The 14,326-nt window shown below is 34.7% G+C and carries 21 protein-coding genes; 19 read left to right on the forward strand and 2 right to left on the reverse strand.

The window, feature by feature from the left end:
* The first annotated feature begins 2 nt into the window (after window positions 1-2).
* The 7 genes from EV214_RS03680 to EV214_RS18620 all read left to right on the forward strand — a co-directional run bounded on the left by EV214_RS03680 (window position 3) and on the right by EV214_RS18620 (window position 2,716).
* Window positions 3-182, forward strand: a complete 180-nt coding sequence (locus tag EV214_RS03680; protein ID WP_132242837.1) for a hypothetical protein — start codon at window positions 3-5, stop codon at window positions 180-182.
* Window positions 179-499 carry a nucleoside triphosphate pyrophosphohydrolase family protein gene (locus tag EV214_RS03685; protein WP_132242839.1) on the forward strand — a complete coding sequence of 107 codons (321 nt, stop codon included), beginning with the start codon at window positions 179-181 and terminating at the stop codon, window positions 497-499. The genes EV214_RS03680 and EV214_RS03685 overlap by 4 nt, the downstream gene beginning before the upstream one ends.
* 98 nt (window positions 500-597) lie before the next feature.
* Window positions 598-1,137: a Holliday junction resolvase RecU gene (locus EV214_RS03690; protein WP_243116539.1), complete on the forward strand. Its 540-nt coding sequence runs from the start codon at window positions 598-600 to the stop codon at window positions 1,135-1,137.
* Window positions 1,134-1,763 carry a putative metallopeptidase gene (locus EV214_RS03695; protein ID WP_132242843.1) on the forward strand — a complete coding sequence of 210 codons (630 nt, stop codon included), beginning with the start codon at window positions 1,134-1,136 and terminating at the stop codon, window positions 1,761-1,763. The genes EV214_RS03690 and EV214_RS03695 overlap by 4 nt, the downstream gene beginning before the upstream one ends.
* A complete protein-coding gene (locus EV214_RS03700; RefSeq protein ID WP_243116540.1) occupies window positions 1,763-2,083 on the forward strand; it encodes a hypothetical protein in 321 nt (106 codons plus the stop codon). Before EV214_RS03695 ends, EV214_RS03700 begins: the two co-directional genes overlap by 1 nt.
* A gap of 13 nt (window positions 2,084-2,096) precedes the next feature.
* Window positions 2,097-2,342 (forward strand): hypothetical protein, encoded by a 246-nt coding sequence (locus EV214_RS03705; protein ID WP_132242845.1) that lies wholly within the window; start codon window positions 2,097-2,099, stop codon window positions 2,340-2,342.
* Between the two features lie 215 nt (window positions 2,343-2,557).
* Window positions 2,558-2,716 (forward strand): hypothetical protein, encoded by a 159-nt coding sequence (locus EV214_RS18620; protein ID WP_165916207.1) that lies wholly within the window; start codon window positions 2,558-2,560, stop codon window positions 2,714-2,716.
* Window positions 2,717-3,554: 838 nt separating this feature from the next.
* On the opposite strand, the gene EV214_RS19300 is transcribed toward EV214_RS18620, so the two are convergent.
* Together EV214_RS19300 and EV214_RS03710 are read right to left on the reverse strand one after the other, a co-directional pair.
* The gene (locus EV214_RS19300) at window positions 3,555-3,683 is read right to left on the reverse strand and encodes a hypothetical protein (protein ID WP_279233098.1); all 129 of its coding nucleotides are present in this window, start codon (window positions 3,681-3,683) and stop codon (window positions 3,555-3,557) included.
* 156 nt (window positions 3,684-3,839) lie between these two features.
* Window positions 3,840-4,046: a hypothetical protein gene (locus EV214_RS03710; protein ID WP_132242847.1), complete on the reverse strand. Its 207-nt coding sequence runs from the start codon at window positions 4,044-4,046 to the stop codon at window positions 3,840-3,842.
* Window positions 4,047-4,615: 569 nt separating this feature from the next.
* On the opposite strand from EV214_RS03710, the gene EV214_RS03715 reads away from it, so the two are divergent.
* From EV214_RS03715 to EV214_RS03760, 12 genes are all read left to right on the forward strand, one after another.
* The gene (locus EV214_RS03715; protein WP_132242849.1) at window positions 4,616-5,056 is read left to right on the forward strand and encodes an RNA polymerase sigma factor sigma-70 region 4 domain-containing protein; all 441 of its coding nucleotides are present in this window, start codon (window positions 4,616-4,618) and stop codon (window positions 5,054-5,056) included.
* Window positions 5,057-5,300: 244 nt separating this feature from the next.
* Window positions 5,301-6,170 (forward strand): copper amine oxidase N-terminal domain-containing protein, encoded by an 870-nt coding sequence (locus EV214_RS03720; RefSeq protein WP_132242851.1) that lies wholly within the window; start codon window positions 5,301-5,303, stop codon window positions 6,168-6,170.
* 89 nt (window positions 6,171-6,259) lie between these two features.
* Window positions 6,260-6,475, forward strand: coding sequence for a hypothetical protein (locus EV214_RS03725; protein WP_132242853.1), 216 nt, complete (start codon window positions 6,260-6,262; stop codon window positions 6,473-6,475).
* 242 nt (window positions 6,476-6,717) lie between these two features.
* The gene (locus tag EV214_RS18625) at window positions 6,718-6,855 is read left to right on the forward strand and encodes a hypothetical protein (protein ID WP_165916208.1); all 138 of its coding nucleotides are present in this window, start codon (window positions 6,718-6,720) and stop codon (window positions 6,853-6,855) included.
* A gap of 85 nt (window positions 6,856-6,940) precedes the next feature.
* Entirely contained in the window at window positions 6,941-7,066 is a 126-nt protein-coding gene (locus EV214_RS19305) for a hypothetical protein (RefSeq protein ID WP_279233099.1), read from the forward strand.
* A 54-nt stretch (window positions 7,067-7,120) separates the two neighbouring features.
* A complete protein-coding gene (locus EV214_RS03730; protein ID WP_132242855.1) occupies window positions 7,121-7,582 on the forward strand; it encodes a helix-turn-helix domain-containing protein in 462 nt (153 codons plus the stop codon).
* On the forward strand, window positions 7,582-9,435 hold the full coding sequence (locus tag EV214_RS03735) for a hypothetical protein (RefSeq protein WP_132242857.1): 1,854 nt from the start codon (window positions 7,582-7,584) through the stop codon (window positions 9,433-9,435). The genes EV214_RS03730 and EV214_RS03735 overlap by 1 nt, the downstream gene beginning before the upstream one ends.
* A 12-nt stretch (window positions 9,436-9,447) precedes the next feature.
* A complete protein-coding gene (locus EV214_RS03740) occupies window positions 9,448-9,861 on the forward strand; it encodes a hypothetical protein (RefSeq protein WP_132242859.1) in 414 nt (137 codons plus the stop codon).
* On the forward strand, window positions 9,858-10,109 hold the full coding sequence (locus EV214_RS03745; protein WP_132242861.1) for a hypothetical protein: 252 nt from the start codon (window positions 9,858-9,860) through the stop codon (window positions 10,107-10,109). The genes EV214_RS03740 and EV214_RS03745 overlap by 4 nt, the downstream gene beginning before the upstream one ends.
* Before the next feature lie 28 nt (window positions 10,110-10,137).
* Window positions 10,138-12,096, forward strand: coding sequence for a portal protein (locus EV214_RS03750; protein ID WP_132242863.1), 1,959 nt, complete (start codon window positions 10,138-10,140; stop codon window positions 12,094-12,096).
* Window positions 12,077-13,033, forward strand: coding sequence for a hypothetical protein (locus EV214_RS03755; RefSeq protein ID WP_132242865.1), 957 nt, complete (start codon window positions 12,077-12,079; stop codon window positions 13,031-13,033). Before EV214_RS03750 ends, EV214_RS03755 begins: the two co-directional genes overlap by 20 nt.
* 46 nt (window positions 13,034-13,079) lie before the next feature.
* A complete protein-coding gene (locus EV214_RS03760; RefSeq protein ID WP_132242867.1) occupies window positions 13,080-14,273 on the forward strand; it encodes a phage major capsid protein in 1,194 nt (397 codons plus the stop codon).
* Window positions 14,274-14,326 lie beyond the last annotated feature (53 nt).

The raw sequence follows: 14,326 nt of genomic DNA on the forward strand, positions 1-14,326 counted from the left end.
CCATGAAAGATCGTTATGCTATGGAAGTATCGAGCGGAGTAGTAGAACTTGCACAAAAGGGTATGGACTGGAAGAAGTTATTTGCAGAAGCACAAGAGATCTGCGAATTAAATAGACAAGCGATTAAGAAAGAAATTGCAATTCAGCGGTTTGTGGAGAATGTGAAGGGGGATCAAAATTGAATATTTTAATACCGATTTTGAAGAAAGACGAAACTTGGAAGCAACACAAGAAAAAGCTAGTTGAGGAGTATGCAGAACTTCACAATGAGTTGACTAGAACACAGTTTTTAGAAAAAGATGGTGCAGTTGTTGATGAAGAACAAATAGGTAAAGTAGTGGAAGAAGCAATGGATGTTATCCAGGTAGCAGTTGGAATTATATATAAGGCATTAGAAACGCATAGAGAAATAGCAATAAAGAAAATACAAGGACATTTTGTAAAGCTGTTTGATCGAGGCTGGAAATTCATAAAAATTTTAAGGATGGAGGAAGATTGATATAGGAGAATATGACCTAAAAATAGATACCTATAAAATCAATAGTTCTGAGTAGTAATAAATAATATGAATTAATTTAAATAAAAGGGGAAAATTCTATGCGAGACATGAACTATACAAAAAACTACAAGATGGCCAATAAAGGCATGGTATTTGAGCAAGAAGTTAAAATGGCCAATACAGGATATAAAAACCGAGGCATAGCACTCATACAAAAGATCAGTACACCGTGGAAAGTTGTAAGACGAGGAAAACAAATAGTATCAGCCTTTCCAGAAGAAAAAAGTACCTTGGATTTTAGGGGAACGGTAAAAGGTGGAACATCCATATCCTTTGATTGCAAAGAAGTTGAGAAAGAAGATAGAGGCCTTCCACTGAAATATATAGAGCCACATCAAATAGATTACATGAAAGCTGCAGTAACAATGAATGAAGTTACTTTCATTCTCTGCTTTATGAAAACACACAACAAAAGATACTTGATACGAGGAGAGAAAGTTTTACAGTATTGGGATCGATGGCAACAGAACAAAGGGAAAAGAGGTTTTAACTACATACCTGTAGAGACAATGGTTGAGGTGGAACCTAGAAACGGAATTGTTTTGGATTATTTAAGTGGATTGGGGGACGTGAAATGAAGAAAGTATTGAAAGTAATTAATAAAGAAAATGGTGAGTTATTAGAAGATCTGACTTTTGATGGAGGATACAACATTATCTTCACAAATCTATCAGATGGTGGAAATCTTAGACGGATCAGAAAGCTGGATAATGGAAAATTTGGGGACAAGCATTGGATCAAAAATTATCAGTATAGACCAACAGCATTAAGGCTAGTTGATAAATTTAAGGAGCTAAATCACATAGATCCATACAAAATACTTTTCATTGAAGATATGGAATGGGAACCAGGAACAGCTAAGAATCCATGGATTGCAAAAACGAAATTAGCCAATAAAGAAATGCGAGAAATGTTAGGTTATGAATATATATTAGAAATACGAAATTATTACATTGAACGGATGCAAAGAGAGCAGATTGTAGCATTACTTTATCATGAATTACTTCACATAGATAAAGACGGTTCCTTAAAAAATCATGATATTGAAGATTGGGGAAATCTTGTTGCAACCTTAGGAAAGGATTGGGCAACTACCAAAGCAAGAATCAAAGACATTTTGGATGAAGAATTTGAAGTGTGGAATCAATTAGAGCCAGTGGCAAAACAACTAAATATGTTTACAGGCATTAGAATGGTGAGATAATGGCCAGAAAGAAAATTGACTTAGATGATTTGTTTCCTGAGGATATAGAAAAGTATTGTGAAATTGCTAGAAGCTACATGGAACTTACTACGGAAAATTTTCCAGGCGCATTTGAAATAGCGCAACAAGCTTGGGCATTAGCTGATAGATGGAATGATCTCCAAGCTAGTGCATCAAAACTAGCAGCAATGAAAGATGTAACTAAGACGGAGCTTCAAAAGTATTGTTACGGAAAGTATCGACAAATGCAATTAATACATGAACACTGTAGATCTCTTTGGAGAGTTGGAGAAGAGGCAAATAAGTATAACAAGAAATAAAGGGGGAGGCATGATGGGATATAGATCGATAAGGTGTAAAACTTGCGGTAAATCGCCTATAAGCACAGCTTTGATTGTAATAGGAAATATGATTTATTGTCAGCAGTGCTTGAAGAATATAAGCGTGAAGAGTACCGGAGAGCATGGAAGGTATTATACACATTCAGGAGATAGATGTTTTGTGAACTTTGGGAGTGATAGCAGGATTGACATACAAGAATTTGGGGTTGATGAATTAAAAATTGGAAACACAAGATAAGGGGGCGTAAGTAAAACTATGAGAATTATCAGATGTGACAATCTAAAGTGCAAACATTGTAAGAATGGATTTTGCAAATTGAATATATTGTATCTCAATGAGCAAGGCAAGTGCAATGAGAAAAGCAATAGCTAACTTTCAAAAGAGTAGGGAAAGTTGGACATGCAGTAGTGGCATAATAATAAAAACTACTATGAAGGGGTGCAAAATGCACTATGGTAATAAATTTGGAAGAGCTAATGAAAAGACAAGAGAAACAATTTTATGCATTGTGTGATTTTAGTTATCCTGAAGCCACGAAAGTGGCTTTTAGGATAGCCGATAGATGGAATAGGGTAAGAAAAGCTGTTGAGTATCAGAAACAGTGTATTTAGCGTGAACTACTTATCAAAAAAGTTAAAAAGCCAATACTAATTGCTTGAAAGATCTCCTTATCAATATTAAAAGATCTTGAGGCAAAAGTAATTATGATAGTTGAGCATAAAATCCATAACACGAAAAATAATGCCTTAGATTTTATTTTAATAAAGATTTTTTCTCTAAATCTATATTTCTTATTTAACAGAGATAAAGATAAGTTACCTACCATAAAGAAAATCATATATTTTATAAATAAATTTAAGTAACTCAAAAATACCACTCCCTATAAATAATATTCAATAGTTAATATTATATCAAGGGTAGGGATAAATAACAATAACAAACTAAAATGGGAATTAAAGGTCAAATTAGTTCAGGTCTTTGGATTATTTAACGTAAATAGTTATAAATCACAAAGGACTCCTGCTAGAAAGCAAAAGTCCAATATATAGGAGGAGGATATTAAAAGGCGCATATTTTATAGCAATACTTAAAATACAATGAATAATCTGATAATACAATAATAACATGCACTAAGATTGAAATAAATAGGCTTAAAGTATTAAATAGAATTTTAGTATAGGTGCTGGGGATGATATTTTTGCTTCAACACTAAAATAAGACTTAGCAACTATTCGGAAATACAGAATAGTTGCTCTAGGAGGGGTAAGGATGATGGAAGAAAATAAAAAAACTCAAAGATAATACACATGTATTTTCGGATGGTGGTAGGAATGAAGATGTATATGCCGTTCAATGTAGAGCTCAAGTTTGAAGAGTTTTGTAAAAAATATGCTTTAGTAGCAGAAAAAGCAGAGAACGTGATTGAGTGATGAAAGATTTATGTATTTTCTATGCTACTAATATATCTAGTAATTTATCAATCTCTAATAAATCTTGGGGTGTTATATTTTCTGGTTTTTTATTTACGATTGCTTCAAGCCTACTATTAATTTCAGTCAATGGTTTTATATTCTCCATTTGAATACACGCTCCTTATCATTAAGTAAAGTGAAACTTGTATATTCAAATATTAACAAAGATAGATTAAATTATCGTTAAGATAAAAATAAAACTTTGTTAAATTGAGGGGTAGTCTGAAAATGAAAAAAATACTGAAAAGATCTTTTCAGTATTTTAGATAGTTATTATTCCTAATAAATTAAATATGCTTATACCTACTAAAATAATGCCCATACCCATATAGAAGAAAGTCGCTGCAGTATCACCTATAAATCTTCTTAATCTTCTAGCTTTGCGACTTTCCCAATAAAAGGCAGGCTTTTTCAAAGTACAGATGATTGCAAATAGACCTGCTAATAATAATAATATAGAAGTTCCCATTAGTTTTGCTCCTTTCAAATTATAGAATTACCTACAAATTATAGCATGAAATGACAAAAAAAACAATAATAACTAATACTGTGCTGAAAATCCAGATGTAAATATAGAATATTCTGAAACTTGTGATTTTGTAGAATCGATTAAGAAACAAGTTCAATAACACTAACTATAAGGTTTGTATAAATAAAAACGAGAATATGATGAAAACGTTCGGTATTAAAGGGGGACTAAAGATACCGAATCATCATATTCTCGACATAAAGATTGTTACCAAATAATAACGGATTAATACTTCAAAATTCAAAATTACTCTCTACGCTTTTATCATTAGTTAATTAGGGATTTATCTGTGGTATCTAGAAAAAAATTTCTTCAGAAGTAAAGGTATCGTTATCGTACACATCGCAGCAGTAAAAGTAATTGGAAATAAATTTACAGTGATATGTATTGTCATAATATCTACCTCCCCTAATTAACATATGTGAAATCTTTTGTATTTCGAGGTAGAGAGTAACTTTATAGAGATTATTACCAAAAGACTAGAAGCGCATACATAAAGGGGGCAAAATATGAACTGCATAGATAACTATAAGGATTTATGTGCGGATATAGACGTGCATAAATGTATCATAGAGGATATAGAGAATGAATTGATCCAGTTGCAAAAGCTATTATTAAGAGGACCAAAAGAGATCACAGGAATAGATTACTCAAGGGAACCAGGAAGTGGACAGGTTATACATATATCTATGGATAGGATTTTAGATAGAATGAATAGAATAGGAGTAAGGCTGGAAGTGGAAAAGAAAATTTTAGAAAGCAAGTTTGAAACTAGAAAAAAGATAGACGAAGTACTTAAGGGTTTGACTGGATTAGATGCAAAAGTAGCGTATATGAGAGATATACAAGAAAGGTCACTACAGGAAATATCAGATGAATTAGGATATAGTTATAATTGGATAAGTAAGATAAGCAGTAGAATAGGCAAAAACAAGGCAAAACACATTTGACCAATCATGATATGATTATATAAAGAGTAAATCTCACAATTTACTGCTATATCAAAGGAAAAATGGTTGTCCCCCTGATAACCTCAAAAGATCTCTATTCCAAATAAAAACAGTCGAGAAATTGGCTGTTTTTTACGTTGGTATGATTTTCTAATGATAAATAAGAAAATTATACTATTTAAACCATGGAAAAACTATTGTAAAGTAGAATAAAGTCGAATTTTGAAAAAAAGGAGGACTCGAAATGAAAAAAATGAAAAGTTTGGTATCTATTTTACTAGTATTAATGTTAGTTTTGGCAAGCCCTATAAATTCATTAGCAGGATCTAAAAAAGGTGGTTCTAAAAGTAGTAGTTCTAGTAATTCTAAAAGTAAAAGCGTAAGTGTAAAAGGTGAAAGTACAAAATCAGAAAAAAATAATAAGGCAGAAGAAAAACAAGTTAAAACTACTACACAACTAACAACTGAATCTATTGAAGAAGATGAAATAACTGAAAAAGATGAAACAAATGATGGAAAAATCAAACCTCTAAAAGTTGATAAAAACTTAAAAAAAGAATTGAAAAGGTCTATCAAGCAATTAAAAGAAGTAGCTAAAAAATCTTATTCACAAGAAGAACTTGCAAAGTTACAGGAATCAGTAAATGAAATTAAAGCGAATTATCCAGGAATAAAAACAATACCTGTTGAGAATATAATTTCAAAACGTATGAATATGAAATTTGATACACCACCTGTTATCAAAGAAGGAAGAACTTTAATTCCAGTTAGAGCTTTAACTCAAGCTTTTGGTGCACAAGTAAATTGGAATCCAGAAGACAAGATAGTTACCGTTGTTAAAGATGGCGTTGAAATGAGCCTTCAAATAGATAGTAAAGTAGCTTACGTAAATGGTGAAGAAGTACAGTTAGACGTACCTGCAGAAATAATGAATAGTAGAACTGTAGTGCCATTAAGATTCATTGTAGAAAAAATGGGGTTAAAAGTAAAATGGGATGAAGAAAGTGAAACGATAGAAATCACTGATGAAGAAGAAACTATTGATGAAGATAATTTAACAAATCAAGATGATGAGCAAACAGTTGAAGAGTCAGTTTATTCAACAACAAACTAAAAAGTGAAGAAACTAATAGTAATATAAACAAAGATGAAAGGCATCCAAATGGGTGCCTTTTTACTGTGAAAAAGGAGGTGCAATCGATCATGGAAAAACACAGGTGTAAAGTCAAATTCCATAATGGGAAGATTGTATGTGCTAGTGAGATTCTATGTTTAGATTGCCCTGAAAAAGATAAATGTGAGGATATTGATGTTTATATAGATGATAAGTATTGGGGTTCTAAAGACTGCATGAGCCATGATTCATACGAGAGAAGGAATAAGAGGATCAGGCAGAAACGGTGGGGCAAGGATGGATAAAAAGCTTTGTTTTGTCGAACGATTTAAGTAGGAATATAATCATTTTTATCGAATTGAGTAGATAAAGGGGGTTATAGAGATGGATGAAAAGACGGTTATGATAATAAAGAAAATTCTTATGAAACTTGAAAATAGGGAAAGAGAAAGTGAAGACACTATTACAAATAAAAAATGTGGTTAATATATAGAAATAATTTATTGTCGAAACTTGCGAACGATTGATGTAGGAATGGGGTGGAATTATGAATGATGAACAAATAAAAGAAATTACAATTGCAATGATTAATGGCAAGCAACTGTATAGTGGTAATAGCAATGAAGAAACAGCAGAAAAAATTGCTGAATTTATTAATACCTTAAGAGAAAAAACGAACGAGTAAAGAGCCAACCGGCTCTTTTTTCATTCCCAAAACAATACTGCATAGCATCATTTCCTATATCAAATAATAATGTCGAGGTGATGATATGAAACAAATAAAAAATGCAAAAGAACTTTTAGACCCTGAAAAAGGGGCTGTAAAAAAGGCAATTGAACAAGGTAGAGTCAAAGAGATTACAGATTTAAGAGAAAAGAATGATAAGAGAAGATAAGAGAGTGAAAGCTCTCTTTTTTTCATGGGGAAATTATAAGGTAGGTGAGGTGATGTGACAAAGAAGAAAACAGGAAGAAAGCCATTGTGGGAAAAATTAGACATACCTAGTAAATTAGAAGCAGTACAAGGATGGGCTAAACAAGGATCTACAGATGAAGAAATTTGTAAGATGATTGGTATTAGTCATGATACATTTTACAAATGGAAAAGAGAGAAAGCTGAGTTTGCTGAGGCAATAAAAAAGGGGAAGGAGATCTCTAATGGTGAACTTATTAATAGTGCTTTTAAACAAGCTACTGGATATTATTATGTAGAACAGCAACCCATAAAAATAAAGATTGGAAAAGATAAAGAAGAGGTCAAAGTAGTTGAAATTACAAAATATGCAACACCAAATCCAACAATGAATATTTTTATGTTAAAAAATAGATTGCCAGATCAATACAAAGAGAAACAGCATGTTGATGTGAACATTAATAAAAAATTAGAAGATTTTTTCGGAAGTGAATCATAATGATCTTTACAGCACGACAGATTATAGAAAAAAGAAAGCAGTTGTGGGAACAGAACAAAGAAATAGAACTAGATAGAGACTATAGAGAATCTATCGCACAGTATTTGTTGCAAAAAGAAGCAGCGGAACTAAGAAGGGAGATACAAGCACAACCAGAATTATTAATAGAAATGTTCTTCATTGTAGTAGATAAGGAGCAGCGTACAGTTCCATTTTTTCTTAATGAGTTACAATGGAATCTACTAGAGCATATAAAAAAAGCCATAGAGGATTATGCGGCAAGGAAAAGAAACCACCTTAAATTTCTCCTTTTAAAAGGTAGGCAGGGTGGTTTTACTACAGTGATCACAGCCTTACAGTTATCATATGCTATTGTACGAAAGAACTTTGCCGGATATACACTAGCAGATATAGCAGACAATACAGAAGCTATCTTTACAGATAAAGCAAAATTTGTATTAGATAATCTACCAGAAGCAATCAAACCAACTGAGAAGTACAACAATAGAAGAGAACTTCACTTCCTAAAAGAGAATGGGAAAGGACTTAATTCACGTTGGAGGATAGCAACAGCAGGGAATAAAGACGTTGGTCGTTCTAAGACACTTAATTTTTTCCATGGAAGTGAATCAGCATTCTGGGATAATCTTAAATCTATACTTACAGGGCTAGGAGAAGCACTTACAAAGGACAGCATACAGATATTAGAAACTACAGCGAATGGGTATAACGAGTACAAAGAAATGTGGGATGATACAGAAAACACATGGGAAAAGCTGTTTTATGAATGGTGGAGGACACAGGAGTATGAATTAACATTCGAGGATACACAAAAGGAAAAAGACTTCAAGAGACATGTAGAAAATGCAGTAGGAAGTGATAATGTTGAAAATCCAGAATGGTGCTATCAAAGATGCAAATGGTTATTAGAAGTCAAGAATCTCTCATGGGGGCAACTCTATTGGTACTACAATAAATGGAAGGATAAGAAAGAAGACATCAAGCAGGAATACCCATGTACACCAGAAGAAGCTTTCCTTGCAAGTGGAAGTAACTACTTTGATATAGAAGCTGTATCACTTAGAATGTCAGAAGTGAAAGACTATTTCAAAGAGAATGAGCCAAAGACAGGATACTTCGAATTTAATTATGTTCATGAAAAGATAGTAGACAGCAGCATTAAGTGGATAGACGATCCAACAGGATATGTCAAGATATATCAAGGCCCCGAATGGGGTCATTTTTATGTAGGTGGTGGAGACACAGCTGGGGAAGGTAGCGACTGGAATACAGCAGTATTCACAGATAATTATACAAAAGAAGAAGTTGCATCAATAAGGATTCAAACAGACGAGGATCTTTACGCAAGGCAAGCGTATTGTCTTGGAAGGTATTATAACAATGCACTTTTAGGAATAGAAACAAATTTTAGTACCCATCCAGTTAAAGAACTTACAAGGCTAGGATATAAAAACCAATACGTGCGAGAGGAAAGTCCAGATAAATTCTCAGGGCAACTTACAAAGAAATTTGGATTTAATACAAATAAGCAGACAAGACCATTAGCATTATCTATGCTTCGTCAAGAATTTAGAGAGCATCCAGAAAGATTCAGAGACTTAGATTTGCTCGTAGAAATGACAACATTTGTGAAGAATGAGCAGGGAAAAGCTGAAGCTATGATAGGAAAGCATGACGATATGATAATGGCAAGAGCGATCAACTGTTATATTGCTGCACAGCAAAAGGAAGTGCCTAAATTCAAAGCAAAAGAGGAAAGTGAAGTCGAGAAGATCAAGAACGACCTTGTTCGCAAGATCAACAAAGCCAAAAGAAATTCAAAATGGAGATAGGAGGAATGAAAAATGATAGGGATAGAAAAAACAGGCTTCAGAGTAGCATGTGATACGCAGAATTGTCGTAAACCTACAAAGTGGATTGTAGGGAATCTAGCGTTCAAGCATACTTGTATCAATCTTTGTGATGATTGCAAGGCGGAATTAACAAAGCAATTAGCAGGGGATATAACAGCAGCAGAAGAGGAATTAAAAGAAAAGTTGCACGTAGCCGAAGTTAATGAATTAGAAAGACAAAGAGATGAAGCGTTGGCAGCTAACAAGATCACACCGATAGAAAAGAAAATTTTCGATTGCGTGAAGGTAGATGGTAGAATCTCAAAAGCTGATCTTGTTAAATTAGGAGAAGAGCATGGCGTAAAGATAGACGAGAGCATGAAGGTTTCTGAGATTTTCAAGGCATTGGAAGGTGAAACAGAATGAAGGTAGACGCACAATTGATTTTATCATTTGCATTGTTATCAATGGTTATATGGCAACAGCTATATATCTTTTTAAGTGAGAATAGGCACAACCAAGAGAGAAAAGACCTACTCAACCGTCTTATGGCAAAGGATACAAGGGAATATGTAAATATTAGTGGTGGAAGTACAGATAAAAAAGTTATAAATCCAGTTGCAAGGAATATCAAAGAGGATTTGAGAAAACAAGGAATATTAAGACAGGAATAAGACAATGTAGTTGGGAGGGGGTGAAAAAATGTTTGCTAAGTTAAAAGGCATGGCAGAGGGCGTGATTAATGCCTTTACTACTCAAAATGATAGTCCAATTTATAAGGAGGACCTAATTTCTTTTGTTAATGAGCAATTCAAAGAGCGACAAAACGATAAACTGCCGCTAGAGCTGCAATGGCGACTTAACATGGACTTCAATAATGGTAATCAGCACCGCATTATCAACGTGCATAGCAATACGATAGAGGAACGTGCTTTTATGTTCGATCACGAAGTCAGAAAAACATATAACCAAATGTCTCCTATTATAGAAACACGGCTGTCCAAACTAGCAAGAGTACCCCATGCGCTAAAGGTACGCCCTGCTACATCAGATCAAGACGATATTTCTTCTGCGAAGGTATCTACAAAGATACTAGAATCTACTACAAAAGATCAAAAATTCGAAAAACTTCATTTGAAAGCTAATCTTTGGGCAGAGGTTGCCGGTACAGCAGTTTGGAAAATATCGTGGGATAAGAACGCAGGACAAGAATTAGGGCAAATGGAAGGGCAAAATTATTGCGAAGGGGATATTCAAACTGATGTATGTTCGCCATTTGAGATATTTCCAGATTCTGTATTCAACGAACCAGATGAAGTACGGTCATTAATACACGCTAAAGCCTACCACAAGAACGAGATCATGGAACGGTGGAATGTTGAGGTACAGGGGGAAAAAGTTAATGTGTTTACCTTAAAAAAATCGGCAGGAGGTTTAACACAGGGTAGAAATAATGGAATGAGCATAGAAGCAAGTACGAAAAAAGAGAGTGCCTTAGTGCTAGAGTATTGGGAATTACCAACAAAGCAATATCCAAAAGGTAGACTTGTTATTTGTACAGAAAGCGTATTGCTTTACACAGGAGATCTTCCTTATACGAATGATGAAGGAAAGCCGTATCTACCGTTCTTCCCTCAAAAATGTATATTGATTAATAACTGCTACTTCGGAAAAGCCATTGTTGAAAGACTTATTCCAATACAAGAGGAATATAACGCACTTAAAAATAGAAAAGGTGAGTATTTAAGGCGATGTGCTATAGGAATTGTGGTTTACGAAGAAGGAAGCCTTGATGAAGATTTAGTCATGACAGAAGGATTCGCACCAGGAGCCATGATTCCATATGGTAGAGGACACCAACCACCGCAATTCATGAATAACCTACAATTACCTTCGACTTTTGAAACAGAAGAACAGAAGCTATTGAACGATTTTAATAGAATATCGGGGGTTAGTGAAGTTAGTAGGGATTCAAGTACCCCAACAGGAGTATCATCTGGTACAGCACTTTCTCTTTTACAAGAGCAAGACGACACACGTTTGTCGCTTACTGCAAAGCATGTGCAAAATGCAGTAACGGAGATAGGACAAACAATTCTTTATCTTTACAAACAGTTTGTAGAGTTCCCACGAACACTAAGAAATGTAGGTAAAAATAATCTAGTAGAGGTAATGGATTGGGAAGCAAACGATCTAACTTCCTTTGATGTTTACATAGAGGGTGCAAGTCAATTATCAGATACACCTGCGCAAAGGCGGCAAATGGTGTTTGATCTATTGGGTACAGGATTATTTAACGACCCAGAGACAGGACAAATATCAAAAGAGGGCAAGTTAAAAATCTTTGAAATGCTACAAATGGGTAATTGGGAGGACTTTGACGAGGGCAATAATCTTCATAATGAAAAGGCACAGCGAGAAAATCGCTTGATGATACAAGGACAAATGCCACAGGTGAGAGAGTTTGACGATCACATGATTCATATTAGCAAACATAATCAATATCGACTTACAAACGATTATGAAGAAAAACTTGCAGAAAACCCACAGATTGACCAAATATTTGAAGCACATCTTCAGCAGCACTTTATGATGCTTCAACAAAGTTTACCAACGCCACCAATGGAGGGAGAGGAACAAATTGAAAAACCTATGCAGTAAGAAAGAACCTTTATTCCGAATGAACCTACAGTTATTCGCAGAAGGGGAAGCAGGAGAAACAGGTGGGGGAGAATCTTCGGTAGCACCTTCATTTTCAGAAGCTACCAATAACTTTATGGCTTCATTAGAAGCAGGAGAAAGCACAGGAGACACGCAGACAGGAGAAAATGAAAATGTATCACCACAGGACAACGAACCTCCTATAGACCAACAAACGAACAAAAAAGGGCAACAAAACGAACAACAAGAAGATGAATTTGACATATTAGGATTTTTGAATAACATGCACCAAGAGCAACAACAAATTAATCAAAGATTAGAAAATATTCAGAATCCACCGCAACAAGAACCACAGAAAACACCAGAGGAATTAGAAGCCGAAAGAACAGCTTATGCAGAACAACTTGCAGACCTTCAATATACCGACCCTATTGCTTATAGAGAAGCTATTATGCAAGAAGCGAAAGAACAGGCATTAGCAGAGTTCCAAGCGATTAGGCAACAGGAGATTATACAGCAGCAACAACAATATCAAGAACAACAAAAATGGAACAACACTTTTGAGACTTTCAAAAAAGATCATGCAGATGTAGACAAGTATTTGCCTAAAATGATTGAGTTGTTACAGCAAAATCCCCATTATCAACAGGACAAAGACCCCTACAGTTTAGCTTATACTATTGCAAAAACACAGGACACACAAGCAAATACACCGCCTACAACATTAGAGGGCATTATGCAAAGTGACCAGTTTAAACAACAGTTAGCACAAAATCCAGAAGCAAGAAAGTTGATTTTAGAGAGCATGAAGAACAATCAAGCACCGCCAGTAATCGGTGGAGGAACCGGAACGACTTCTGTTACTCCACAAAACAAACCAAAGAGTTTCAAAGAAGCGACAAAAGGTTTCCTAGAATGGGCAAATGCCCAAGAATAGGGAATTTTTTTATATTCAAAACCAAATTTAAAAGGAGGAATCAATTATGGCATTAAGTACAGTAGCAATGATGGATAAGGCATTAAAAGAACATTATTTACCAGTTGTGCAAGATCAAATGGATAACCACTCTGGCCCTATGATCTCTATGATCGAGAAAAATACAGAGGAAGTTGAAGGAAAGAATATTAAAATGGTATTAAAGTATGGTAGAAGTGGTGGTGTTGGTGCTAGTGGAGAAACAGGACCTTTACCTACTGCAAGTCCAAGAAGCTATGAACATGCAGAATGGGGAACAAAGAATATCTTTGGTACAATCGCTATTTCTCAAAAGTTAATTTTAGCTTCAAAAAGCAATAAAGGTTCTTGGGCGAGACAATTATCTACACAGCTAGAGGATACTACAAACGATTGCAAAGACGATTTTTATCGTCAAATTTTTGGTGATGGTACTGGAATCATTACAACAGTTGCGAGTGCTACAAGTGCAAAGACTACAATTCCTGTAACAAACAATATTAAGTTTTTAAGAGAAGGCATGAGAATTGATGTATTAGCATCAGATGGAACACCTAAAGAAGCAGGAAGAAGTATTATCATGAGAGATAAAGCGAACATGTTAATTGGTGTTGCAGGTTCAGCTATGACCCTCGCACAAGGGGATATTATCACAGTAGCAGGGGCATACATGAACGAACTCACAGGAATGAAAGCTATCTTTGATAATGACAAAGACTTATATAAGATTCCACGGTCTGGTGATGCAAAATGGTTCTGTACAAATATTATTGATCTTGCAGTAGAGAATAGTGGAACAATGCAAGAACTAGACGAAATTCGTATGCAAGAAGCAATTGACGAAGCAGATGAAGAAGCGAACAGCAAGATCGACTATATTCAATGTGGTGCAGGAGTGGCGAGAGCGTACCAATATTTGCAACAATCTTTCAAAAGAAATGTTGAGTATATGAACCTCAAAGGCGGCTTCAAAGCTATGTCTTACAATGGTATGCCTCTTAGAAAGGAAACTTATGAAGATGCAAATGTGATGCGTTTCTTAAATCAAAAAGACTTTGGTCTATTCCGTATGAGCGATTGGGATTGGATGTCAGAAGATGGAGCAACCCTTCACAGAGTAGCAGGAACAGCAGGATATGAAGCGACATTGTACTTCTTTGGTGATCTAGGTTGCAGAAAACCAAAAGGACAAACATTAATGAAAGGGATTATAGAACACTAAGAAGCAGGGCAGATTATTCTGCCTTGTTTTTTTATTAAATTTAGGAGTTGAGC

The organism is Marinisporobacter balticus, from assembly GCF_004345705.1.
In the GTDB taxonomy this organism is placed as follows: Bacteria; Bacillota; Clostridia; order Peptostreptococcales; family Thermotaleaceae; genus Marinisporobacter; species Marinisporobacter balticus.